The organism is Hymenobacter sp. UYCo722 (genome assembly GCF_040547115.1).
Taxonomy (GTDB): domain Bacteria; phylum Bacteroidota; class Bacteroidia; order Cytophagales; family Hymenobacteraceae; genus Hymenobacter.
Genome location: NZ_JBEPPC010000003.1, coordinates 195819 through 219434, shown reverse-complemented (window position 1 = coordinate 219434; position 23616 = coordinate 195819). Strand labels below are relative to the sequence as shown.

Sequence of the window (23616 nt, the reverse complement as noted above, 5' to 3'; positions counted from 1 at the left end):
TTGAAAAATATACTCCTTCTCCCGCTGCTGGCCCTGGGCACCCTGGCCATTCCGGCCCGGGCCCAAACCGGCACCACGCAAAACCCGAACCGCATCGACGGCTACGGTGCGCCCGTGGGGCCGGCGGTACCGGTGAGCCGCGCGGCCGACGAAACGACCATCGACATCATCGGCGGCTACTACCAGCAAACCGGCAGCCACGGCGCGGTAGAGGGCGGCCGCGGCACCCAGCAGCTCACCGACGTGTCGCCGGCCATCATCGTGAACGTGCCGCTGGACACCGTGAGCCGGCTGAGCGTGAACGTGGGGGCCGACTTCTACGCCTCGGCCTCGACCGACCGCATCGACTTCGCGCTGAGCACCCCTTCGGCCAACGACGTGCGCGTGCACGGCGACTTTGGCTACAGCCGCGAGCAAAAAGCCAAGGGCACCATCTGGGGCGCGGGCGTGGGCGTATCGAAAGAATACGACTACCTCTCGTTCAATGCGACCGCCTCGTTTGCCAAAACCTCGCAGAACGGCAACCGTCAGCTGAGCATGGCCGGGCAGGTGTTTCTGGACCAGGTGACGCTGATTACGCCCCTTGAGCTGCGCACCTACTCGGGGGCCGCCAATGGCAAAAGCCAGTACGGCACCGATACCCGCCAGACCTACAACTTTTCGGTGACGTACTCGCAGGTGCTCAGCAAACGCCTGCAGGCGGCCATCAGCACCGAGCTGGTGTCGCAGAACGGGCTGCTGAGCACGCCATTCCACCGGGTGTATTTCCGCGATAACTCCGCCCCGAATACCATCCCCACCCTGAATGACAACTTTATTCCGCGCTTTCCCACGGCGGCCCGCATCGAAAACCTGCCCCGCGCCCGCTTCAAGTACCCCGTCAGCCTGCGCCTGAACTACTACGCCTCCGACTTGGTGCAGGTGCGCGGCTTCTACCGCTTCTACAACGACAACTTTGGCATCACGGCCCACACCCTGGAGCTGGAGCTACCGGTGAAGGTGACGCCCTTTTTCGTGGTCTACCCCTTCTACCGCTACCATACCCAGACGGCGACCACTTATTTCGCGCCCTTCGCCCAGCATTCCGTGGCCGACCAGTACTACACTTCCGACTACGACCTGGCGGCCCTCACGGCCCACAAGGCGGGCCTGGGCCTGCGCTACTCGCCGGTGTACGGCATCGGCCGTTTCCACGTTCCGGGTAAAAATGCCCAGGGACTGCCCCGCGTGATGCGCCTGAAGTCGCTCGATTTGCGCTACGCCCACTACCAGCAGCTTGGCTCGACGATTTATGCCGCCGGCGACCGCGCCGACCTCATTGCCAACGTCATTGGCTTCGATTTGGGCTTCGCGCTGTAATTGGTGAGCGGGGGAAATAGTTAGTTTGGTGTTTGGCATGTGCAAATTGCGCAGCTAAAGCATCAGCCTCACCAACTCCCCCTTTCATTACTGTGAAACACTGGCTCGTTAAATCGGAACCCGAAGCCTACTCCTGGACCACGTTCGTGCAGGAAGATGGCACCGCCTGGACCGGCGTACGCAACTACCAGGCCCGCAACAACCTCAACCTGATGCGGCCCGGCGACCTCGTGCTCTACTACCACAGCGTGAGCGAAAAGGCTGTGGTGGGCGTGGCCGAAGTGGCCGCCGTAGCCCACCCCGACGCCACCGCCGAGGCCGGCTCGCCCTGGGTGGCCGTGCCGCTGCGCCCGGTGCAGCCCCTGCCGCAACCCGTGAGCCTGGCCCAGCTGAAGGCCGACGCGCGGCTGGGCGAGCTGGCCCTGATTCGGCAGTCGCGGCTATCGGTGCTGCCGGTGCGGCCCGAAGAATTCGACGCCATTCTGGAGCTGGGCGCGAAATAACCCGCCGGGAGCGCACGAAACGGCCGGAACCACTGTATCTTTAAAGGAGCATCTGCGTTGAAAACAAACGCTAATCGGTTGCTAATTTTCACGGTTTTGGGTATGAAACACCGCTACTTTGCCCTGCTGCTGGCCTGCTGCGGAACCCTGGCGCTGCCGGTGTGCGCGTGGGCCCAAAAACCGCTTGCACTCCCGGCCAACGCTCCGGTGCAAACGGCGCGCACCGAGCTGCCCCTCACCGACCGCGACAGCGAGGTACACGTGCAGGCCCTGGCCGCCGATAGCACCGTGGTGCTGCTGGTGGGCCGCGAGCACCCCCTCTCCAGCCACACCGACTACAGCTTCCAGCAGTACGGCCACGATTTGCACCTGCGCCGGGAAACCCCGCTCAAAGTGGCCGACGAGTTCAGCTTCGTGCGGATGTGCGCCGAGGGCACTACCGTATATGCCCTTTTTGCCTCGCGCAACACGGCGGGCCGCCTGCTGGTAGCCGCCTACAACGGCCCGCTGGGCCAGACGCGCAGCCAGCAGTTCGACACCAAGCTGAGCCGCGAAGTAGTGGAATTGAAAGCGCTCGACGGCCGCCTGTTTGCTACCGTACTGCTGCAGGACCAGCTCCACGTCACGGCCCTGCTGCTCGATGTGGCTACCGGCCAGATGCAGTACCTGCCTTCGGTCTACGAAAACGTGCCCACCCAGCTCACCTTCGTGGCCGATGCCGCTACCCGCCGCGCCGAGTATGTACTAAGCCAGACAAACGGCCGCAAAAGCCGCCTGCTCCTCAAGCAGCTCACCGACAAAGGCCAGCTCGTGAGCTCCGAGTTTGTGCAGGCCGAGAGCGAGCGCAGCCTCATCACGGCCCAGATAACGCCCCCGCAGGACACCACCGCCCGCCTGCTGATGGGCACCTACTCGCTGCGCGACCCCAACTACGCCCAGGGTGTATTTGCCACCGACCTTCGCCGGCCCGCACCGGGCGGAACCGGGGCCGCCAAAGCACCGCTGCGCTTCTACGATTTCCTGCACCTCAAGCACTTTTTCGACTACCTCAAGCCCAGCAAGCAGGCCCACCTGCGGCAGCGCGTGGCGCGCCGGCTGGCACGCTCGGTCTCGCCCATGCGCTGGCGCTATCGCCTGCTGCTGCACGAGTTGCTGCCGCAGCCCGACGGCGGCTATGTGCTGGTAGCGGAAGTGTATTTGCCCCACTACCGCTACAATAATTACGGCTCTTACTATGGGAGCCCTTTCAGCTCTTTCGGCAACCAGTATTATTCGTCGGCCTATGGCTACGGCAGCCCGGGCTCGGCGTATTCGCCCGGCGGCTACTCGCCCTACGGCAATAACCGGGCTTTCGACGGCTACCAGACCACCCATGCGCTGGTCTGCGGCTTCGACCGCAAGGGCAACCTAATCTGGGACAATATTTTCGTGGTGGAAAACCTGCGCCGCACCGACCTCGAAGAAGCCGTGCGCCTGCAGTCGCTGCCCGATGGCCGCCTCGTGCTGGCTTATCTAGACGAGAATAAGCTGCGCTACAAAGTAGTGAACCGCGGCGAAACGGCCCCCAATGACCTGCATGTTCCCATCAGCACTGGCACCGGCCCGGCCGAGCAAGGCCTGGAGCGGGCCACCGACACCGACCAGTATGACCTGCTGCCCTGGTATGGCGGCCGCTTCGTGGCCCTGGGCTACCAGCATGTGCGCGTGAGCCACGGCCCCGACCGCGAAGTGTTTTTCATGAATACGGTAATGTTTCAGTAGGTTGAAAAAAGGCCCGGCGGCCAACAACCGGCGCTCGGCCTCGTAGTATTGGCGGGCCAGCGCCGAACATCCGAGGCTGCTTTTCCCGGCCCAGGCCGCACCTTTGCCGCATGATGACCAAAATTCGTTTCCCCGCGCTATTTCTGTTTTTGCTCTTGGTGGGCTGCCGCGCCGGCGGCCCCGGCACGCCGGCCCGCACCGTGGCCTCGTTCTTCTCGAAGTATGAGAGCCGCGAAGGTTTCAAAACCACCGAGTGGTCGGCCGACCTGCTCCAGCGCCTGGCCCTGGTGAAAGCCGCCAAGCTGCTTGGCGGCTCCGACCTGACCAACGCCATTACCGGCATCCGGTCGGCCAAAGTCATCAGTTTCGCGCCCACCACGGCCACGGCCCGCGAGCTGGCCAACCAAGGCCTACGCCAGGAAGCCGAAGGCATTCTTAAGGGCAATAAGTATGAGCCCATTTCGGTGGGCGGCGCGGCCGGCAGCGACTACCAGGTTTCGGTGCGCGCCTCGGGCGACCGGGTTTCGGAGTTTGCCGCCCTCGGCAAGCTGCCCGACGCAGCCGACTCGTTCGTGCTGGTAGCCGTTGATGGCAATTTCACCCGCGGGCAGGTACAGGCCCTGGCCAAGTACCTGCCGCAGCTCGTGCAGGCCACCAGCAAGTAGCCTTCGGATAGCCAAAAAAAAGAACGTCATGCTGAGCTTGCCGAAGCATCTCTACCGCAATAGTAACTAATTACTTGTGCGGTAGAGATGCTTCGGCAAGCTCAGCATGACGTTCTGCCTTTTGGAAGAGTACTCCTACCGAGCCTTTGTCATCAGCGCCTCAATTTCGTCGGCTTGCAACGGAATATTGGCCATTAAATCCTCGTTGCCGCTGGCGGTGAGGAGAATGTCATTTTCCAGGCGAATACCCAGGCTCTCTTCGGGAATGTAGATACCTGGCTCCACCGTGTACACCATGCCCGCCTCGAAGGTGCGGTACTTGTAGCCCACGTCGTGCACGTCGAGGCCCAGGTAGTGGCTGGTGCCGTGCATGAAATACTTTTTATAGAGCGGCGCGGCGGGGTCCTGGTTCTGCACGTCGTTGGCGTTCAGCAGGTCGAGTTTGATGAGCTGCTGCTCCATGGCTTCGCCCACCTGGCGGTGGTATTCCTCAATTTCGGTACCCGGCACGAGGCGCGTTTTGGCGAAATCCATTACGGCCAGCACCGCGTCATACACCTGGCGCTGGCGGGGGCTGAACTTGCCGTTCACCGGAATTGAGCGCGAGAGGTCGGCCGCGTAGTTGGCGTATTCGGCCCCGAAGTCGAGCAGAATCACGTCGCCATTCTGGCACTGGTTATCGTTGGTGGTGTAGTGCAGCACGGTGGCGTTTTTGCCGCTGGCCACAATGCTGCCGTAGGCCGGCCCCCGGCTGCGGTTACGCATGAACTCGTGCACGATTTCGGCCTCAATCTCGAACTCCCACACGCCGGGCTGCACAAAACCCAGCAGCCGCCGTAATGCCTTGCCCGTAATGTCGCAGGCCTGGCGCATCACCCGGATTTCCTCGGGGCTCTTGATGGCGCGCAGCTGGTGCAGCAGGCGGGCAGCGCGGCGGTAGGTATGCAGCGGGTACTGAGCCTGCAGCTTTTTGATAAAGCGCACGTCGCGGGTTTCTACCTCTACCACGGCCCGAATGTGCTCGTTCGAGTTCAGATACACGTTTTCGGCCTCGTTCATCAGCGCGGGCAGCACCGCGTTAAAGCTATCGAGCCACATGATGGTCGGGATGCCCGAGTTCTGGCGGGCCTCGTCCTTGGTCAGCTTGTAGCCTTCCCAGATGAGAATATGGTCGGAAGTTTCCTTCAGAAATAGAATTTCGCGGTGCTGGGGCAGGCGCGCATCCGGAAAAATGACGAGGATGCTCTCCTCCTGGTCGACGCCGCTTAGGTAGAACAAATCATTATTCTGCCGGAATGCCAGGGTGCCGTCGGCATTGGTTGGCATCACGTCGTTGCTTTGGAAAATGGCCAGCGAGGCCGGTGGCAGCAGCTCGCGAAAGCGGCGGCGGTTTTCAACAAAAAGCTCGGGAGCGAGGGGGGCGTAGCGCATGGGTGGAAGCTTGGTTGGATTGGTTGCCGCAAGTTAGGCAGCCGCTACCCGTAGGCAGCAAAAAGCCCTGGCTCGGGGCGAGCCAGGGCTTTGCAAAACGGCGGAATTGACACCGGTTACATTCTGGTTTTGGTGGTTTTTACGCTCGTCTTGTTGGTTTTGTAGCGCATGTCGGGCGTGCCGTCGGCCTTCATGGGGCCGGTGGTTTTGGTCATTTTGCTCGCCTTATAGCGCATGTCGGGCGTGCCGTCGGCCTTCATCCTGGTGCTGGTCGAGGTCGAGGATGACATCTTCGTGTTGCCAGCGGGCGTGGTCATCGTGCTCGATTTGGTCATCGTGCCCGAACTCTTGGTCATTGTGCTCGACTTGCTCATGCCTGCCGGATTGGTCATCGTGCTCGACTTGGTGGTCGTGCGCGTAGCCGGGGTCTGGGCCGTGGTAGTCATCTTGGTCGTTTTCGACGAGCTGCTGCTCATCGTGCCAGTGGCCGGCATGGGGGTTTGGGCCTGTGCCGCAGCACCGCCGAGCAAGCTCAGGGAAACGAGGAAACCAATAATGCGCTTCATGATGAAAAAGTGAGAGGGTGAGAAAGATTGGCCGTCTACGGCACTCAGGACGTGGCGGATGAAAAGCAATGTAGCTCTTTTTCACAGGTCGTCGCGATGCTGCGGCTCCCGGGTTTTAGCAGGCCGTTAAACCCTGGTGGCCTTGTGCCTTCCAACCGGCATCATCCACCCCAATATTTCTTCCCATCCAATGAAAAAGACGTTGTTTTCCGCCCTCGCCGCTTTGGCCCTGTTTAGCATTTCCTACTCGGCTTCGGCCCAAACTGCTACCCCCGGCATCACGGCCCGCCAGCACAACGAGCAGGCCCGCATTCACCAGGGGGTGCGCTCGGGCGAACTCACCCGCGCCGAAGCCGCTCGCCTGAAGGCCCGCGAAGCCGATATTCGCCAGGATAAGCGCGTGGCTAAAGCCGATGGCGTGGTAACGCGCGACGAGCGCCAGGATATCCGCAAGGATGAGCGCCAGACCAGCCGCGCCATCTATCGCCAGAAGCACGACGGCCAGGTGCGCCGTTAGTACCCGCAGGTGATAGCCAACGCTTTTAACTAATCTCCACATCTACCAAGATGTGGAGATTTTTTTTGTAAATTCTTTGCCGCAGTAAAATTATATATTACTTTAGTACCGAAAAAAGACAACAAACTGCTTTCCCACGTTGCCTACCAAAACCATCCAAAACCCTTACCATCCTTACTCTGCGAGTTATGAAAACATTGTACGCTCTGTTTGCCGTTGCCAGCCTGACGCTACTACCTCCTACTGCCCGGGCCGCTGCACCTAGCAACGACGACCCCACGGAAATGGCCCGCAAAGCCACCGCTCGCGAAAAAGTTGCCACTGCAGCCAAAGCGGCAAAGGAAGCCAAAGCCGTCAAAAAATCATCCGCACGCCATTCTCGCAAGTCCAAAAACAACCTCAGCCACACTTTTCTGGTACTGATGGGCCTCGAAGAAAGCAAGGCCATCACCTCGCCAGCTAAACGCGACCGTCAGCTTCACATTCTCCAGAAACACCTCAAAACCAAAGCCAAGCTGGAAGCGAAGGCGCGCCGCCGCCGCACTACCCACCTGCTTAGCTAGTAGTAAGCGTAGTTACCGCAGTACACAAAAAGCCCCTTGCCGTGACCGGCAAGGGGCTTTTTGTGTACTGCGGTAACTACGCTTAAGCGTTTACCTGCGCTTCGAGTTTCTGGGCGAGCACGTGCTTGGGCACGGCACCTACTTGTTTATCAACAATTTGGCCATTTTTGAAGACCAGCAGAGTCGGAATGCTCCGGATACCAAACTTCATCGAGGTCTGGGGGTTAGCATCCACATCAACCTTGCCTACGATAACCTTGCCTTCGTATTCGCCGGCCAGTTCCTCTACCACGGGGCCTACCATGCGGCAGGGGCCACACCATTCAGCCCAGAAATCGACCAGTACGGGCTTGTCGCCGCTGATGATTTCGTCAAAGTTGGCGTCGGTTATTTCAATTGCTTTGTGTCCCATTTCAATTTGGGTTGGGGGTTAAAATTATTCTGGCGTATACGGCCAACGGGGTCGCAAGGTAGCAGATTGGATGGTAAAACAGCGGGGCCGGGGGAAAGTTCAGTCCGGCAGTAAAGACCAGCCCTACTCCGCCGCGACCACCAATTGCGTGGTGACCAGCCGCCGATTGTCGGCGTCCAGCATCAGGAAATACAGGCCGGCCGCCAGGCGGGGCATATTGCTCAGCACAAACGTAGTAGTACCGGCCGGATATGGCGTGGGAGCCAGCGGCACGGCCACCAGCCGGCCCAGGCCGTCGTAGAGGCGCAGGCGAACGCACTGCGGTTCGGGCAAGGTAAGCCGGACCGATACCGGCTCGGTAGTTGGGTTCGGAAATACGTTCAGGACCACTGCGGCAGCCGCAGCTGGCGTGGTGGTGGACGCGGCCGTTGAGGGCCGGCCCAGGCGCATAGCCTCGGCATAGGCCGGGCTCAGGCACAGGGCTGCTACCACGTGGCTGGGTTGGGGCGCGAGCAGCCCTGTGCAGGGCCCCGCAGCCGGGGCCGGCCCCAGTGCTGACACTTCCACTAGCTTAGCCGGATAGCGGGCCACCAGCAGCACCAACTGGGCGGCGGGCACGCCGGGCCGCCGCAGCTGCACCCATATTTTCACACTCACGGCGCTGTCGGGCAGAAACCCCGCCCCGCAGCCCGCCGGGCCGTCGAGCGTGAACACCCGCCCACTGAGGCAGCTGGCCCCGACGTAGCTGGTGCGCAGCAGGTGCTGCACGGGGCCGGCCGGGTCGTCGGTGAGTGGCACGGGGGCCTCGTAGGTGCCAAAGTCGCCGGGCGCGGGCGTGCTGGGGTAGGCACTGCCCCCCACCACCAGAGCCGCCCGGAAATCGGTTACCTCCAGGCCGGCGGCCGGGTTCAGGGCGTACTCCAGGTCGGCGGGCAGGCGGAAGCGGTAGCGCAGGCGGGGCTGCCCGGCCGCGTCGCGGATGGGCTCGACGCTGCGCTCCACCACGGGGCGGCGCAGCAGGCTCAGCACCCCCAGCACTTCGTTGTAGTAAGGATAGCGGCTCGAATCGGGGGCCGCTACTGCTCCCGGGGTGGCCAGGCGAATAATGCCCATCGAATGGGTAGGCGCGGAATATCCGCGCAGGCGGCTACCCGTTTGGGCGAAGGCACTGGGCGGCGAAACCGACGTCACCCCCGGCCCGGGCAGGTTGGCGCTGAAACCGCCGAGCGTCAGAAAATCGAGCCCATTGGTGAGGCGCTCGGTGCGCGGATTTTGCAGAAAGTCGGGGCTGAGGAAGCGATGGCTGCCGGTGCTGGCAGCGGCATCGCGGGCTTTGAACCAGTACCATGCGGCCGAATCGAGGGCCACGGCCAGGGCCGCATCATGGGTGCGGGCCTGCAGCCAGCCGCGGCTGTTGCGCTGCTGGCTAGCTACCGAGGTGCTGGAGTAACCCGTTGTCAGGAATGCGCCCGGAACCTGCCCCGCGTACCCGAGAACCGGTATACCGGATAAGTTGACCTCATCGTCTCCGTAAGGCGATGACACTATCCCGCTCACGGGCCCGGCAACGGTTATGCTGGGCAGGCCCGGCATAACCAGGCCGCTGCTTGGTATGCGGGGGTCGAGGCCGCCCATTGCCACCTCCAGCTCCGAGCGAAACAAGCAGGTGCAGGGGTCGTAATCGAGCGGAAAATCAGCAAAAAACCACTTGCCCCCGTAGTTTAGGTGCGAGCCCACTCCGTGCAGTACTGCCGCCACGCCGGCCGGGGCGTCGAGCAGCGCCGTGGCCGGGGCTGCCACCCGGTTCAACAGGCCCGATTTGAAAGCCAATCCTGTTCCCGAGGCAAAGCGCAGCGTGATGAAGTGAGTGGTGTAGGAGCGTATCGGGTTGGCCTCGGTGGCAAAAACCCGCATAATACCCGTGAACCGGTGATACAAGACCACATAGAGCAAGTCTGCGCCGCCGGGCCGCGGCTGCCCTTTATCGGTGTAGCCCAGGTTGTAAGCCAGCAACTCCCAGCCGTTGGCGGGCAGGTCGCCGGCCCCAAGCAGTGCTGTCAGCCTCGCGTTATCGGGCTGCTGGTAGGGCGAGTACTGGTCGTAGGCCACCCCCCGGCCGGTGCGGGGGTCGAGGCTGTACGCGGAGTAGAACAGGTTAGCGTTAGGGCCGGTGCCGCCGGGCGCGAACCAGTTGAAAAACGTGTTGCGGCGGTCGGGCCGGAGCGGGTTGGTGGACTGGCCGGGGTCGGTGCTGATGCCGGTGGCCGGGCAGGGACTGGCGGGCTGGGCCCGGACGGTCAGCACCTCCCCCAGCAACAGCAGGGCCAGCAGGCTCAGCTGTTTCAATAAGTTGTGTCGCATTCGCTGATTAGGTAGAATCAGGCGGCAAGTTACTGTCTCGCGGCCGTGCTCCTACTTAAATCAGCGTGCAAACCTCCATATCCAACTCCTTCATCTTTTCGATGAAGGTTTTGGGCTCAATCTGGAAGCGGCGCGAGAACATATCCACCGCCAAATGCTCGTGCGGCTCCACAAACTGGATTTCGAGCCGCTTGCTGCCGGGCGCGTGCTCGATGGCTTCTTCAAGGCGGTCGAGCATGGGGGCGGTAATGGTGCGCAGGTCGAGGCGCACACGCACGCCTTTGCTGCGCTTTTCAGCCACGTCGGCCAAGGGTTCCATGGTCAGGATGCGCAGGTCCCACTGGTCCTGGGTGTGGCGGCGCAGCTCCTGCTTGAGCTTGACGTACATGGGCGGCACCTGCTCGTTGGGGTAGTTGCGCGGGTTGATAAGGGGCGCGAATTTGGTGTAATCGTCGCGAAACAGGGCCGGGTTGATGCTCGTCTCGTAGTCCTCCAGCGTGAAAGTGCAGAAGGGCTGGCCGGTTTTCGTGGTCTTGAACAATACGTTGGTAATGAGCCCCGCCACGGCCATTTCCTTGTTTTTGATTTCCTCGACTTTTTCCAATCCGCAGGTGCAGTAGGCGTCCAGCTCCAGCTTGTACACGTCCAGCGGGTGGCCCGAGAGGTAGAAGCCCACCACTTCCTTTTCGCGGCGCAGCTGCTCGGTTTTGCTCCACGGCTCCATCTCGTGGATTTTGGGCATGGGCGCGGCCACCGCCCCAAACGCACCCGCGCCAAACAGACTATGCTGGGCCGATTCCTTGGCGGCCGCGTGCTGCTGGCCCACGCGCATCGATTTCTCGATGAGGTTCTGGTCGCCGGCCGGGGCATCGAGGTAGAGGCGACGGTGCTTGCCGAAGCCGTCGAAGGCCCCGGCCTGGGCCAGGCTTTCGAAGGTTTTCTTGTTCACGGTGCGCAGGTTCACGCGCTTGGCAAAGTCGAACACATCGGAGTAGTTGCCGCTGCTTTCGCGCTCCTGCACCATGCTTTCCACGGCCAGCTCGCCCGCGCCTTTCACCGCGCCCATGCCGAAACGGATAGCCCCTTCCTGGTTCACGTTGAACTTCAGCAGGCTTTCGTTCACGTCGGGGCCAAGTACGGGCACGCCCTGCTTGCGGGCTTCCTCAATAAAGAATGTCACCTTCTTGATGTCGCCCATGTTGTTGGTGAGCACGGCGGCCATGTACTCGGCCGGGTAGTTCGCCTTCAGGTAACCCGTCTGGTAGGCTACCACCGAGTAGGCGGCCGAGTGCGAGCGGTTGAAGCCGTACTCCGCGAACTTCTCCATCACGTCGAACACGTCGTTGGCCTTTTTCGCCGGAATTGCATGAAGGTTTTTGGCACCTTCGATGAACTTCTCGCGCTCCAGGGCCATCTTTTTCATGTCCTTTTTGCCCATGGCGCGGCGCAGCAGGTCGGCCCCGCCGAGCGAGTAGCCGGCCAGAATCTGGGCCGTCTGCATAATCTGCTCCTGGTACACCATAATGCCCTGGCTGTACTCCAGGATGGGTTTCAGCAGCTCGTGCGGGTACACCACTTCCTCGCGGCCGTGCTTGCGGTTGATGAAGTTCGGGATGAACTGCATCGGGCCCGGGCGATACAGGGCGTTCATGGCAATCAAATCCTCGATGTTGGTCGGCTTCAGGTCCTTGAGGTATTGGCGCATGCCTTCCGACTCGAACTGGAACGTACCGATGGTGTCGCCGCGCTGATACAAGGCGTAGGTCTTCTCATCATCGAGCGGAATTTCGTCGATATCGATTTTCACGCCGTGGTTGCGCTCAATAAGGCGCATGGCATCCACAATTACCGTCAGGGTTTTGAGGCCCAGAAAGTCCATTTTCAGCATCCCTGCCGATTCAATCACCTTGCCATCGAACTGCGTGATGAGCAGGTCCGAATCCTTGGAAGTGGAGACGGGAATGTACTTGGTGATGTCGTCCGGGGCGATAATCACGCCGGCGGCGTGGATACCGGTGTTGCGCACCGAGCCTTCGAGCTGCACCGCGAGGCGCAGAATCTGGCCCTTGAGGTTGTCCGGCGAGGTATCACGCAGGATGTATTCCAGCTCCTGATTCTCGGCGAACGCGCCGGCCAGCGTCGTGCCCGGTTTTTCGGGCACCATCTTGGTGAGGTCGTTGGTCTGCGGCAGGGGCAGCTCCATGGCCCGGGCCACATCCTTGATGCTGGACTTGGCGGCCATCGTACCGAAGGTGATAATCTGGGCCACCTGCGTTTTACCGTACTTATTCACCACGTAGTCGATGACTTTCTGGCGGTTCACGTCGTCAAAGTCAATGTCGATATCGGGCATCGACACGCGCTCGGGGTTCAGGAAACGCTCGAACAGCAGCGAGTACTTGATGGGGTCGATGTTGGTGATTCCCACGCAGTAGGCCACCGCCGAGCCCGCCGCCGAGCCCCGGCCCGGCCCCACGGCCACGCCGATGTTGCGGCCGTGGTTGATGAAGTCCTGGGTGATGAGGAAGTAGCCCGCGAAACCCATCGTCTGGATGATGCGCAGCTCGTAGTCAAGCCGTTCCTCGACCTCGGGGGTGCGGTCGGAATAGCGCGGCGGCTTGGTCATCGTCACGGTGCCGTTGCCGGCGCTGGGGCCGAAAGCGCCCACGTAGGTCAGCTCGCGCAGGAACTCGTCGGCATTGGCGAAGGGCGCGGGAATGGGGAAGTTGGGCAACAGAATGTCGCGCGCCAGCTTCGGAGGCGTGATTTTGTCGACAATCTCATTGGTGTTGTCCACGCTCTCGGGCACGTCGATGAACAGCTCGTTCATCTGGGCCTGCGTTTTGAAGAAGAACTGGTCGTTGGCGAAGCCGAAACGGGTGTGCGGCTTGGGTTTCTGCAGTTCCTCATCGATGCGGCGCAGCTGCTTCTGGGCGCGCTCGTCGCGGCCGTGGTCGCGGCGCAGGTTATCGAGCAGGTCGTATTTCACCTCGCCCCCGCTGGTCATCAGGGTGTAATAGTTGGTGCGCATGTCGCCGACGGGGATGCTGTGCTCCTCGCCGGTGTTCACGCACAGCAGCAGGTCGTGAGCGGCGTAGTCAGTCTGGTCGACATAATGCGAGTCGTTGGTGCAGATGACTTTGACGTTGTGCTTCTGGGCAAAGCCGAGCAGCACCTGGTTCACGTCTTCCTGGCTTTTGCCGGTGCCGTCGAAATTCATCAGGCCGTGGCGCTGGATTTCAATGTAGTAATCGTCGCCGAACAAGTCGAGCCACCATTTCAGCTTCTCCTCGGCCTCGGCCTCGGAGCGGAACAGGATGGTTTGGGGAATCTCGGCACCGATGCAGCAGCTGGTGGCAATCAGGCCCTCGTGGTACTTCACCAAAAGCTCCCGGTCGATGCGCGGGAACTTGGAGTACACGCCCTCGATGAAGCTCATCGAGCAGAGTTTGCTCAGGTTATGGTAGCCGGCCTGGTCCTTAGCCAGCAGTAGCTGGTGGTGGCGCACGTCGCGCTCCCCTTTCTCGCGGCTAAAGGCTTTTTTGTGGCGGTCCTCCACCAAGTAGAACTCGCAGCCCACAATGGGCTTCACGTTGTACTTGTTGGCCTCGGCCACGAAGTTGAACGCGCCAAACATGTTGCCGTGGTCGGTGAGGGCCACGGCGGGCATGCCGTCCTTCTGCGCCTTCTTCATCAGGGCCGAAATGCTGGCCTGGCCGTCGAGCAGCGAGTATTGAGTGTGCGAGTGAAGGTGCGAGAAAACAGGCATTTCTTATCAGTTAACAACTACCAATTAGCAATGAGCAATTGATAGCCGGGCGGACAGGTTTTAGTAAAGATACCCCCGATGGAGGGGCTTTGCCAAAGCATTTTTCCCGCCTGCCTGATTCCCTGATAGCTGCGTTTTCAAACCGCCCAACGGGGTCCGTGCTCCTACTTGCTGCCGCCCGGCAGCTGCAGCACCTCCCCTATTTTCACACCGGTATCAGCAGCGGCGCGGCCGTTGAGGGATTGCAGCTCGGCCACTTTGGTGTGGTAGCGCACCGAAATGCTGTAGAGCGTTTCGCCCGGCTCCACGGTATGGGTGGGCGGCGTGAGGTCGGCCGGATTGCGGACGGGGGCGGGCATGGGGCGGGCGGGCTTGGGCTTGAGGGCCGCGGCTACTTCACCGGAAGGCTGGAGCAGCAGCATCTGGCCGGCCACAAGCTTGTAGGGCGCTTCGAGCTGGTTGATGGCAATGAGCGTGGCGGGCGGCACGCGGAAGCGGCGGCTTACGGCAAATACCGTTTCGCCGGGCTCGACGCGATGCGAGGCTTCGGAGGGCGCGGGCAGGGCGGGCAGCGGCGCGGCCACGGCGGGGTGGGCAGTTGCGTTAGCAGCAGGGGCCGGACGGTACACCGCCATCGGCGCGGCGGCCGACGGATTCTCGGTAACGTTTCGCGGCGCGGCGGCCACCGGACGAGGTGCGGGCATTTCGATAGGCTTCGGCGCGGGCGTTACTACCGCTGCGGGAGCCGCTGGGCGCAGAACCGGCGCGGCTGTCACGACCGGGCGTGGAGCCGGCACGGCTGTCGGCGTGGCGGTTTCCGACAGCTGGCTCGCCTCCGTCGCCAACTGCTCGTCGGCCAGTGGGGCGGGCGCGGGCGCGGGAGCTGGCGGCGGCAACTGCGGCCGCTCAGCCGCCGGAACCGGGCGCTTGCCCGGCGCGGCAGCAGAAGCTGGTGCAGCTACTGGTTCGGCTGGTGCAGCGGCTGCCGTTTCTTCGGCAATGGTTGTGGCGGGCGCTGTAGCAGTGGCGGCTGGCGCGGGAGCGCGGCGCGGCGCGGGCACCGATGGCGTAGCCGCCATAACCTGGGCCGTTGCCAGTACTTCACCCCAGCCGTCGGCGGCCTCGGTGGTGGGTGGCCCGGGGCGCGCCGGAACGGCATTTTCGCCCGCTGCCGTGGTAATAACGCGCTTGCTTTCGCTACCGTCGGCGTTTTTCACTTTCACCTTGATTTTGGTACGGCCGCTTTCGGTGGCGGTGCCGGGCGGCAGGGCGATGGCCTCGTTGGCCTGCACTACCAACTCATCCATTTTGGTGGGTGCGGCGGATGGGCGCTCCAGGCCCACGCTTTCAGCGAGCGGACGGTATTCGGGGCCCACTTCGCGGGGCCGCACGTGCTGGAGCCACAGCAAGCGGCCCGGACGCAACTCGTCGGTGCGGGCCAAGCGGTTTTTGGCGTAAATAGCCTTCTGGCGCATCCCGTATTTCTGGGCCACGTCGAACAGCGTTTCGCCGGGTTGCAGCACGTGGTACTCCACGGCCCCCGCGTCGTGCTTGGCCTCTAAGAAATACGGCCGGCCAGCAATGGCGGCATCGAACCCCGTGAGCTCGTTGTGCTTCAGAAACTCGCCCAGGGGCTGGTCGGCGCGGCGGGCAAGGTCCTGGGTAGTTTCGCCGGGCAGGGCCACCAGGGCGCGCAGGTTGTTGATGCGCACCTCGGCCGAGTTGGCCGCTACCGGGGGCAGGCTCAGCAGCTCGCCCTGGCTTTGCAGACGCTGGTTGGCTACTATGCCGGCGGCCTGCGTGATGTCGCCCACCGGCACGATGAGCGTGTAGGGCTTGTCGGCGGGCACCGTGGGGGCCAGCAGCCAGTGGTTGTGGGCCGCCAGCGCGGCCGAATCGACGTGCAGCGTCAGGGCCTGGGCATAGAGCGTTTGCCCGGCCACCGCCGGAAACTCCTGGAGCCGTAACGCCGGCTGCGGGTTCTGACCGCAGTAGGGCTCGAAAGCCAGCTTCTGGGCCAGAAACATCAGCACGTAGGGCGAAGTGGCTTCCGTGATGGCCATTTGGGTGGCGTCGGGGTCAGTGGGGAGCGTGTAGGCGCGTACGCCGGCTGGGCCGAGGTTGTAGCTCAGCAGGGCATTCAGCCAGTTGTGCAGCACGGCGTTGTTGCGCAGCAGATAGCGGGCGGCGGCGCGGGTGCTGACGGCCAAGTGCTGGCGCTCGTCCACGGCGGCGTTCACGGCCAGGCCGAGGGCGGTGGCAGTTTCCTGCTTCAGCTGCCAGTAGCCCACGGCCTCGTGAATGCTGCGGGCATCGCCCTGCAAGGCGCTTTCCTGTAGGGCCAGGTAGCGAAAATCGAGCGGCACGCCTTCCTCCTGCAAAATGCGGTCGATGATGGGAAAGGAGGCATCGGCCAAATCGACACGGGCTTGGAACGAGGGCTGGTGCCGGCGCAGGCCGTCGGCCTTTTGCTGCACCAGCCGCCGGGCTTCGTCGGTGAGCACGAGGTGCAGGCCGGCCACGTTGAAGGCGGCGGGCACCGCGCTGGTGGGCTGGGCCGGGCTGGCATTTTGGGCCGCCGCCGGGCCGGCCAGGGCTACCATAAACAGCAAAAGGGCAACGGAATTTCGCATGAGCTACGCACGGGCGGGACCACCAACGCGGCGGCTTCCAACCCGGAAGCTACAAAGAACCTTATTTCTGGGGGAATTGCGGCGGGCGGGCGGCCCCTCATCCCCCGCCGGGCGGCCGGCCACCACCTCCACCGGGCCGGCCGCCGCCATCGGGCCGGCCAAAACCGCGCCCTTCGCGCCCGCCGCCTTCGCCCGCCTCGGGGGCCACCACGTTGCCGCTGCGGATGTTATAGGTGAACATCAGCATGAGGTAGCGCTGCAAAATGGTGGTCTGCACGTCCTCGTAGTAGGCATCGGTCACGTTGCGCTGGATGGAGCGGTTCTGGCCCAGGATGTCGAAGGCGTAAAGCTTGATTTCGCCGCGCTGGCCGGGAAAGAGCTTCTTGCCGATGCTGGCATTCCAGAGCACGTACTGCTGGTTGTAGCCCGCCGCCAAGCCCGAATAGGCCTGGTGCACGAGGTCGGTAGCCAGGTTGATGCCGGGGCCCACAATCCAGTTCAGCCGGAAGCGCGTGACCTGCGAAAAGTAGTTCGAGTTCAGCCGCGTTTGCAGGGTATTGCGCACGTAGTTCTGGCTCGAAGTGGTGGAGGCCGTGAAATCGAGCTGCGAGCTGATGTTGGAGCTGAGCGTGAGGCCGGCCCCGAAGGTGGGCACGCGGGCGTAGTTCAGGCCGCCGTTCACCAGGCCGGGGGTTTGGGTGAAGCCGGCATTGGCGCTGAAGTTGACGTTGGTTTTGAGAGCCTTGATGGGCCGGCCGTAGCTCAGCAGCGAGCGCACGTTGTACTGCTGGCTCAGGTTGGTGGGCTGCACCAGCTGGCCACCGGCGGGCAGGCGCACGGAGGGCGCACCCTCGGGCGTCACGGTGGTATCGCGGGCCGCCACGAGGGTGAGGTTTGAAATGTTATTCTGGGTGAATGAGCCCGAGAGCAGCGCGAAGAAGTTGCTCGACACCTCGGGGCTGGAGGCCGAGTAGCGGATATTGAGCGAGTGCTGGTATTCCTGGCGCAGCGCCGGGTTGCCAATGGTGAGCTGCAGCGGATTCGAGTTGTTCACTACCGCCTGCAGCTGGCCCACGCTGGGCGGGTTGGTGTTGGTGCGGTAGAACAGGCGCAGGTTTTTCTGCCGCGTGAACCGGTAGTTCAGCATGGCCTGGGGCAGCACGTTCACAAACGTGTAGCGCCCGATTTCAGGGCGCGGGTACTGCGCGTCGCGGTACAGCTCCGAATACTGCCCGGCCAGCCCGAAACTGGCCTGATACTGGCGCGTGATGTGCCGGTACGTCAGCCCGCCCGACTGCGTGAGGTAGTAGTTCTGGAACACGTTGCTTAGCCCCTCGTTCAGTTGGCGGGTGTCGCCGGTGAGCACGTCGTAGGTGTACTTACTGGAGTTGTTGGGCGCGTAATTGATGGCGTAATTCCCCTGCAGCACGTCGGTTTTGCTCAGCGCCTCGGTGAGCGACAAGTTGGCGTTGAGGCTACCGCCCTGCTGTTCAAGGTTATTCACCTGGTTGAGGTTGCTGCGGGGCGAAGCATCGTTCACGGTCAGCAGCGCGGCGTCGCTGGTGCGCTGGCTGTAGCTGCCCCCGATGCTGAGGCTCGCCGTGCGGCCGGCCTTGGCGAAGCGGTGGCGCAGCAGCAGGTCGCCGCCGGTGTTCAGCCCTTTGTTGTTGGAGGCGTAATTACTGGTAATGTTGCTGGCCGGAGCATTGCCCGTAAACGTGCGCCCATCCACGCGGCTCGTGGCGTCGTTCTGCTGGTAGCTGAACCGGGGCCGAAACAGGATGGAGTTGGCCGAGTCCAGCTTGTGCTCCAGCCGCAAGTTGAAGCGCTGGTTGGTGTTCACGCTATTGCTCAGGGCATCCTGGGTGTAGCGCGTGCCGGTCACGTACTGCCGGTTGGTGTTGCTGAGCAGCGTGTTATCGGCCCGATTGAAGAAGTAGCTGGCGGCGAGGTCCGTTTTCTTGTTCCACGAGTTCGAATAGTTCAGGCCCACGGCGTTGGTTTTGGTGATGCCGCCACTCTGGTTCACCAGGAAGTCGCCGGCGTTGCCGCCATTGCCCTGGCCACCCGGGCCTCCTCCCCCGCCGCCGCGCTGGCCGCCGCGTCCGCCACCGCCTTGGTTCGAGTTGCCCACCACACCCAGCAGGTCCTCGGTACCGAAGTTCTGCTCGTTCACGTTGTTGCTCTGGGCCAGCACCGACATTCGCTCGGCCCCCTTAAACTTATTCACGTTGCCGCTGGCCTTGTAGCGCTCGGGCCCCGCGCCGGCCACTACCCGCCCAAACGTGCCATTGCGGAATTCCACCTTGGTCACGATGTTGATGGTCTTGGTGGTGTTGCCGTCATCGAAGCCCGAAAACCGGCTTTGTTCGCTACGCTGGTCGAACACCTCAATCTTATCCACCATCTCGGCGGGCAGGTTTTTGAGCACCGCATCGGGGTCGTTGCCGAAGAACGGCTTGCCATCTACGAGCACCTGCTGCACGTTTTCGCCCTGGGCCTGCACCTTGCCGTCGGCCCCGCGGCTCACGCCGGGCAGCTTGTCGATGAGGTCGCCGGTAGTCGCGTCGGGGTTGGTTTTGAAGGCGCGGGCGTTGAACTGGGTCGTGTCGCCCTTCTGCACCGATTGGGCCGCTGCGCCGGTTACCACCACCCCGCGCAGCTGCACACCACCGGCTGGCAGAACCAGCGTGCCCAGTTGCACGGGCGTACCAGCCACGGTAACGACCTGCCGCACCGTCTGGTAGCCCACGAAGGAAGCATCGAGCAAGTAGCGCCCAGGGGCAACATTATCGAACTGAAACCGCCCCTCGGCATCGGCCGCCGCGCCGGTTTTCACCGAGTCGGGCAAATGAACCAGCAGCACGTTGGCCCCAATAAGAGCCGACTGGTCCTTGCCGTCGGCCACGCGGCCGCTCACCGTGGTGGGAGCCTTGGCGCGGGCGGCCGTCAGGCCCAGCACTACCAAAATCAACGTAAGAATGGGCCGCATAGAAAAGGAAAAGGCTTCGGAAACTCGTCTGACGGCAATGCGCCGCGCAGGGTTGGCCGGCCCTACCCGGCCGCTATGTTTTGCGGAGCAGCAGCAGGCCGTCGCGCAGGGGCAGAAACACCGGCTCTACGCGCGCATCATGGGCCACCTTGTCGTTGAAGGCGCGCACCAGCGGCGTGTCTTTGTCGCCGGCTTTCAACTCATATCCGGGCAGCACCTTGCCGCCCCACAGCACGTTGTCGACGATGAGCAGCCCGCCCGGCCGCACTTGGTCAACTACTGCTTCAAAGTACGCGGCGTTATTCCGCTTGTCGGCATCAATAAAGACGAGGTCCCACACTTCATCGACCAGGCCCGGCAAAACGTCGAGCGCCGCGCCAATGTGTAGCCGTACCCGGTCGGTAATGCCGGCCGCCGCCACGTAGCGTCGGATGCGCGCCTCCTTCTCCGGGTCGATTTCGATGGTGTGCAGCAAGCCGTCGGCGGCCAGCCCTTCAGCCAGGCACAGCGCGGCATACCCGCAAAACGTACCGATTTCGAGGATACGCTGCGGCCTGATGAGGTGGCTGAGCAGGCTCAAAAAACGACCCTGGACGTGGCCGCTGCTCATGCGCGGCATCAGCAGCTGCAGGTGCGTTTCGCGGGTGAGCCGGGCCAGCAGCGGCGGCTCGGGCGTGGTGTGCAGGGCGGCGTAGAGGTCGAGGGGCTCAGTGGTCATGGTAAGTATTGCGCCAATCAGGCAGGCAAATCGGTTTCCGACAAGTCAGTATTTGGCAGATAGAAATGCTCCCGGTGATAGGCTAGAAACTCCTTACCGATTTGGTGCTGCTTGTGAATCTTGAGTTTCCCTGGCAGCCCGAGTAGCTGGCCGTCATCAGCAATGCTAAACGCACTCATATCGAAAAGCACATGGTGATTCGGACACAAACACAGCACATTCGCCAGGATATCGGGGCCGTGGTGCGGGGCCCCAAGCGGACGAATATGCGCCGCCTCGGCGTAAGGCCCAGCGGCACCCTCCAAGCGTGTATCGCATACCTGGCAGTGGTATTTATAAACGGCTTTGACATGGCACGTTACGACAGTGTCGCGCACAATGCGGAGCGTGGTTGTCGCTCGCCGTGGCGCGGGACCATAACTCCCCTCTGCCTCCTGGATGTTAGGCTGGCTGAATAAGTCGATTGTCGGGTTATTCGACGCCGCAGTTTCTCTTAAAGCGCTGGCTGCTTCGGCTATGTCTTCCGATAGCAGCTCCAGTCGGAAGCGCCACACGCGGTGGCCCGACTTGCCCCTCTCCGCCCAGTGGCTGGCTACCCGATACAAGCCGGCATAACGATAGAAGCTGGCGTAGCCCGTGGTGATTTTGCGCGTGACGCGCACGGGCAGCCCCAATTGTTCGTTGCGCACCAGTTCCAGGTTTGCGCCGGTCAGGGTTTGGTCGGCTACTTGCTGCGTAGTCTCAGCACTGCGCCCGCCACGCCCGGTGTAGATAATGATGGTTCCGTAATCTTCGTCGTCTTCGTAACCGCCCGATAGCACGATGGATTCCGCCCCGCCACCTTGCCGGGCACTAATACCCGCCTGCGTTTGCCGGTGCACGCCCGCCCCCCACAGTTCCATCCGACTGGTAAATTCATGCCCCGGCGCAATGCCTGGAATCGAACCAAAGATGGGAGGAGTCGACTTTGGCACAGCTGGCTACTTCCCCTCCGGCACGTATTGCAGCACGCTCAGGTGCTCGTCGGTCAGCACTTCATTGGCCATTTCCTGCAGTTCAGCCGCCGAAATCTGCTCGATTTTGCCAAAAATCTCGCTTAGCGGCTCCACGCGGCCCAGGTCCAAGGTGCTTTTGCCAAGGAGCTGCATCAGGCCGCCGTTGCTTTCCTCGCTCATGGCGAGCTGGCCCATCAGCTGGTGCTTGGCAATGTGCAGCTGGTTGGTGGTGAGGCTTTTTTCGCGCAGCAGCTTCAGCTCCTTCTGCACCAGGCCCAGCGTGCGCTTCACCTGCTTGCCCTCGGTACCGAAGTAGATGCCGAACAATCCCGTATCGGTGTAGGGCGAGTAGGTGCTGTCGATGGTGTACACGAGGCCGTACTTCTCGCGCACGGCCAAATTCAGGCGCGAGTTCATGCCCGGGCCGCCCAGAATGTTGTTCAGCATGAAGAACGGAATGCGGCGGGCATCGTTCAGCGAGTAGGCCGGGCCGCCCACCAGGCAGTGCGCCTGCGAGATGGGGCGGGTTTCCGACTGGCTTTTGCGCTCGTAGCCACCCACCGGGCGGCGCACGCGCGGCCCCAGCCGGGCCGGCAGCGGAGCCAGAAACTTGTCGGCCAGCCGCTTCACCTCGGCAAACGGCAGGTTGCTGACGGAGCTGAACACCAACCGGTCGGTGCGCATCTGCTCCTGCAAAAAGGCGTGGAAATCGGCCGTCTGGAAGCGGCTTACGCTCTCGCGGGTGCCCAGAATGTTCACGCCCAGTGGGTGGTCGCCGAACACCACGGTATCAAAATCATCGATGATGGCATCTTCCGGGGCATCCTGGTACATGCTCATCTCCTCCAGAATCACGCCCCGCTCCTTCTCCACCTCGCGGCCGGGAAACACGGAGTTGAACGTGAGGTCGGTGAGCAGCTCAAACGCCCGCTCGAAGTGGGTGCTGAGCAGCGCGGCGTAGAAGCAGATTTTTTCCTTGGTGGTATAGGCGTTCAGCTCGCCGCCCACGGTTTCGAGGCGGTTGAGAATGTGGAAGCTCTTGCGCTTCTCGGTGCCCTTAAAAGCCATGTGCTCCCAGAAGTGCGCCAGGCCCTGCTGGTGCGGAGCTTCGTCGCGTGAGCCGATATCGAGCAAAAACCCGCAGTGCGCGATTTTAGTGTGCAGTACCTGCTTGTGCAACAGGCGGATACCGTTAGGATATTCGTGAATGTGATAATCGAGCATAAGTAACTACAAAGGTACAATAGGCAGTGAGCAGTTATCTGGAAACAGTGAACAATGCAGAATATCTTACACTGATAACTGCTCACTGATAACTGCTCACTGATAACTGCTCACTGAATTGAGGAGTTGCCCCACCTCAATGCCATAGGCGCAGCGAAAGTGCCCGCGCGGGCAGGCCGCGTGCCCATGCAACCCACAGGGCCGGCAATCGAGCTTCTCCCGCGTCTCCACTACGAACGAAACTGACGATAGCGGCCCGAACCCAAACGCCGGAACCGTGCTACAGAATACCGCCGTCACCGGTGCATCCACCGCCGAGCATAGGTGCATGGGAGCCGAGTCGTTCACGTAGCTCATCACCGCTCCGCGCATCAGCGCCGCCGAGGCCAGCAGCCCAATTTTACCCGCGAGGCTGATGACGTTCGCGCGGCCACTGGCGGCGGCTAGGCGCTCGCAGGCGGCCACATCGGGCGGGCCGCCCAGCAGGTACACGCGCAGGCCGGCGGGCAGCGCCGCCAGCAGCTCCAGCCACTTGGCTTCCGGGTACTGCTTTGTGAACCAGACTGAAGTCGGAGCCAGGCAGACGTAAGGGCCGGCGGCAGCGTATGGCGCTACGGTGGCCTCATCGGCGGCAGAAGGATAGAGCCGGGGCGGCACCAACGGCGTAGGCGTCGCATCCGTCAGCAGGCGCAGGTTGCGCTCCACCTCGTGGGTGCCATCGCCGATGACATGCGGCACGCGGCGCGTAAAAAACCGGCTCAATGGGTTTTTGGCGAAGCCAATACGCGCCGGTGCGCCCGAAAAAGCGGTGAGGAAGCCGGTGCTGGCAAACCGCTGCAACGTAACGACGCGGCCGTATCGGGCGGCCCGAATCTGGCTCAACAAGTCCCACAGTGCAGCGTACTTGCGGTGCTTTTTATCCCAGATGAGCACGCGGCGCACGTGGGGGTGGCCGGCCAGCAGGCCCTCGTTGCCGCGCCGCACCAGCACATCGACGGGCGTAGCCGGCGCGGTCTGGTGCAGGTATTCGAGCAGGGCCGTCATCAGAATCACGTCGCCGATGAAGGCAGTCTGGATGAGCAGTGTGGCGGGCGGGATGGGAGTCGTGGGCACGGGGCGAAATTACGCTCCCGCCCGCCGGCCCGAT

At 62.5% G+C, this 23616-nt stretch carries 17 protein-coding genes; 6 read left to right on the top strand and 11 right to left on the bottom strand.

What is annotated here, in order from left to right; translation table 11 throughout:
• From ABIB44_RS10485 to ABIB44_RS10470, 4 genes are all read left to right on the top strand, one after another.
• Nucleotides 1-1359: a DUF3570 domain-containing protein gene (locus ABIB44_RS10485; protein ID WP_354584613.1), complete on the top strand. Its 1359-nt coding sequence runs from the start codon at nucleotides 1-3 to the stop codon at nucleotides 1357-1359.
• Nucleotides 1360-1451: 92 nt separating this feature from the next.
• Nucleotides 1452-1862 carry an EVE domain-containing protein gene (locus ABIB44_RS10480; RefSeq protein ID WP_354584612.1) on the top strand — a complete coding sequence of 137 codons (411 nt, stop codon included), beginning with the start codon at nucleotides 1452-1454 and terminating at the stop codon, nucleotides 1860-1862.
• Nucleotides 1863-1964: 102 nt separating this feature from the next.
• Complete coding sequence (locus tag ABIB44_RS10475; protein WP_354584611.1) at nucleotides 1965-3623, top strand: hypothetical protein; 1659 nt, start codon at nucleotides 1965-1967, stop codon at nucleotides 3621-3623.
• Nucleotides 3624-3733: 110 nt separating this feature from the next.
• Nucleotides 3734-4288 carry a DUF4252 domain-containing protein gene (locus ABIB44_RS10470; RefSeq protein WP_354584610.1) on the top strand — a complete coding sequence of 185 codons (555 nt, stop codon included), beginning with the start codon at nucleotides 3734-3736 and terminating at the stop codon, nucleotides 4286-4288.
• A gap of 135 nt (nucleotides 4289-4423) precedes the next feature.
• Here the strand turns inward: ABIB44_RS10470 and ABIB44_RS10465 are convergent, their stop codons facing one another.
• Both ABIB44_RS10465 and ABIB44_RS10460 read right to left on the bottom strand, forming a co-directional pair.
• A complete protein-coding gene (locus ABIB44_RS10465) occupies nucleotides 4424-5719 on the bottom strand; it encodes an aminopeptidase P N-terminal domain-containing protein (protein ID WP_354584609.1) in 1296 nt (431 codons plus the stop codon).
• Between the two features lie 116 nt (nucleotides 5720-5835).
• Nucleotides 5836-6285, bottom strand: coding sequence for a hypothetical protein (locus tag ABIB44_RS10460; RefSeq protein ID WP_354584608.1), 450 nt, complete (start codon nucleotides 6283-6285; stop codon nucleotides 5836-5838).
• 190 nt (nucleotides 6286-6475) lie between these two features.
• Here ABIB44_RS10460 and ABIB44_RS10455 point away from each other — a divergent pair, with 190 nt between their 5' ends.
• Together ABIB44_RS10455 and ABIB44_RS10450 are read left to right on the top strand one after the other, a co-directional pair.
• A complete protein-coding gene (locus tag ABIB44_RS10455) occupies nucleotides 6476-6802 on the top strand; it encodes a hypothetical protein (RefSeq protein WP_354584607.1) in 327 nt (108 codons plus the stop codon).
• 188 nt (nucleotides 6803-6990) lie between these two features.
• Nucleotides 6991-7365 (top strand): hypothetical protein, encoded by a 375-nt coding sequence (locus tag ABIB44_RS10450; protein WP_354584606.1) that lies wholly within the window; start codon nucleotides 6991-6993, stop codon nucleotides 7363-7365.
• Nucleotides 7366-7447: 82 nt separating this feature from the next.
• Here ABIB44_RS10450 and trxA read toward each other — a convergent pair whose 3' ends face one another.
• The 9 genes from trxA to ABIB44_RS10405 form a co-directional block, all read right to left on the bottom strand.
• Complete coding sequence (gene trxA / locus ABIB44_RS10445) at nucleotides 7448-7777, bottom strand: thioredoxin (protein WP_354584605.1); 330 nt, start codon at nucleotides 7775-7777, stop codon at nucleotides 7448-7450.
• A 123-nt stretch (nucleotides 7778-7900) separates the two neighbouring features.
• Nucleotides 7901-10138, bottom strand: coding sequence for a T9SS type A sorting domain-containing protein (locus ABIB44_RS10440; protein ID WP_354584604.1), 2238 nt, complete (start codon nucleotides 10136-10138; stop codon nucleotides 7901-7903).
• A gap of 55 nt (nucleotides 10139-10193) precedes the next feature.
• Nucleotides 10194-13907 carry a DNA polymerase III subunit alpha gene (gene dnaE / locus ABIB44_RS10435; protein ID WP_354584603.1) on the bottom strand — a complete coding sequence of 1238 codons (3714 nt, stop codon included), beginning with the start codon at nucleotides 13905-13907 and terminating at the stop codon, nucleotides 10194-10196.
• Nucleotides 13908-14071: 164 nt separating this feature from the next.
• Nucleotides 14072-16540 (bottom strand): LysM peptidoglycan-binding domain-containing protein, encoded by a 2469-nt coding sequence (locus tag ABIB44_RS10430; protein ID WP_354584602.1) that lies wholly within the window; start codon nucleotides 16538-16540, stop codon nucleotides 14072-14074.
• Nucleotides 16541-16637: 97 nt separating this feature from the next.
• Nucleotides 16638-19532 carry an outer membrane beta-barrel protein gene (locus tag ABIB44_RS10425; protein WP_354584601.1) on the bottom strand — a complete coding sequence of 965 codons (2895 nt, stop codon included), beginning with the start codon at nucleotides 19530-19532 and terminating at the stop codon, nucleotides 16638-16640.
• 73 nt (nucleotides 19533-19605) lie between these two features.
• Nucleotides 19606-20250: an O-methyltransferase gene (locus tag ABIB44_RS10420; protein WP_354584600.1), complete on the bottom strand. Its 645-nt coding sequence runs from the start codon at nucleotides 20248-20250 to the stop codon at nucleotides 19606-19608.
• Between the two features lie 17 nt (nucleotides 20251-20267).
• The gene (locus ABIB44_RS10415) at nucleotides 20268-21224 is read right to left on the bottom strand and encodes a YDG/SRA domain-containing protein (RefSeq protein WP_354584599.1); all 957 of its coding nucleotides are present in this window, start codon (nucleotides 21222-21224) and stop codon (nucleotides 20268-20270) included.
• Between the two features lie 6 nt (nucleotides 21225-21230).
• Entirely contained in the window at nucleotides 21231-22469 is a 1239-nt protein-coding gene (locus ABIB44_RS10410) for a M16 family metallopeptidase (RefSeq protein ID WP_354584598.1), read from the bottom strand.
• A 96-nt stretch (nucleotides 22470-22565) separates the two neighbouring features.
• Nucleotides 22566-23582 carry a glycosyltransferase family 9 protein gene (locus tag ABIB44_RS10405; RefSeq protein WP_502916491.1) on the bottom strand — a complete coding sequence of 339 codons (1017 nt, stop codon included), beginning with the start codon at nucleotides 23580-23582 and terminating at the stop codon, nucleotides 22566-22568.
• Nucleotides 23583-23616: the final 34 nt, after the last annotated feature.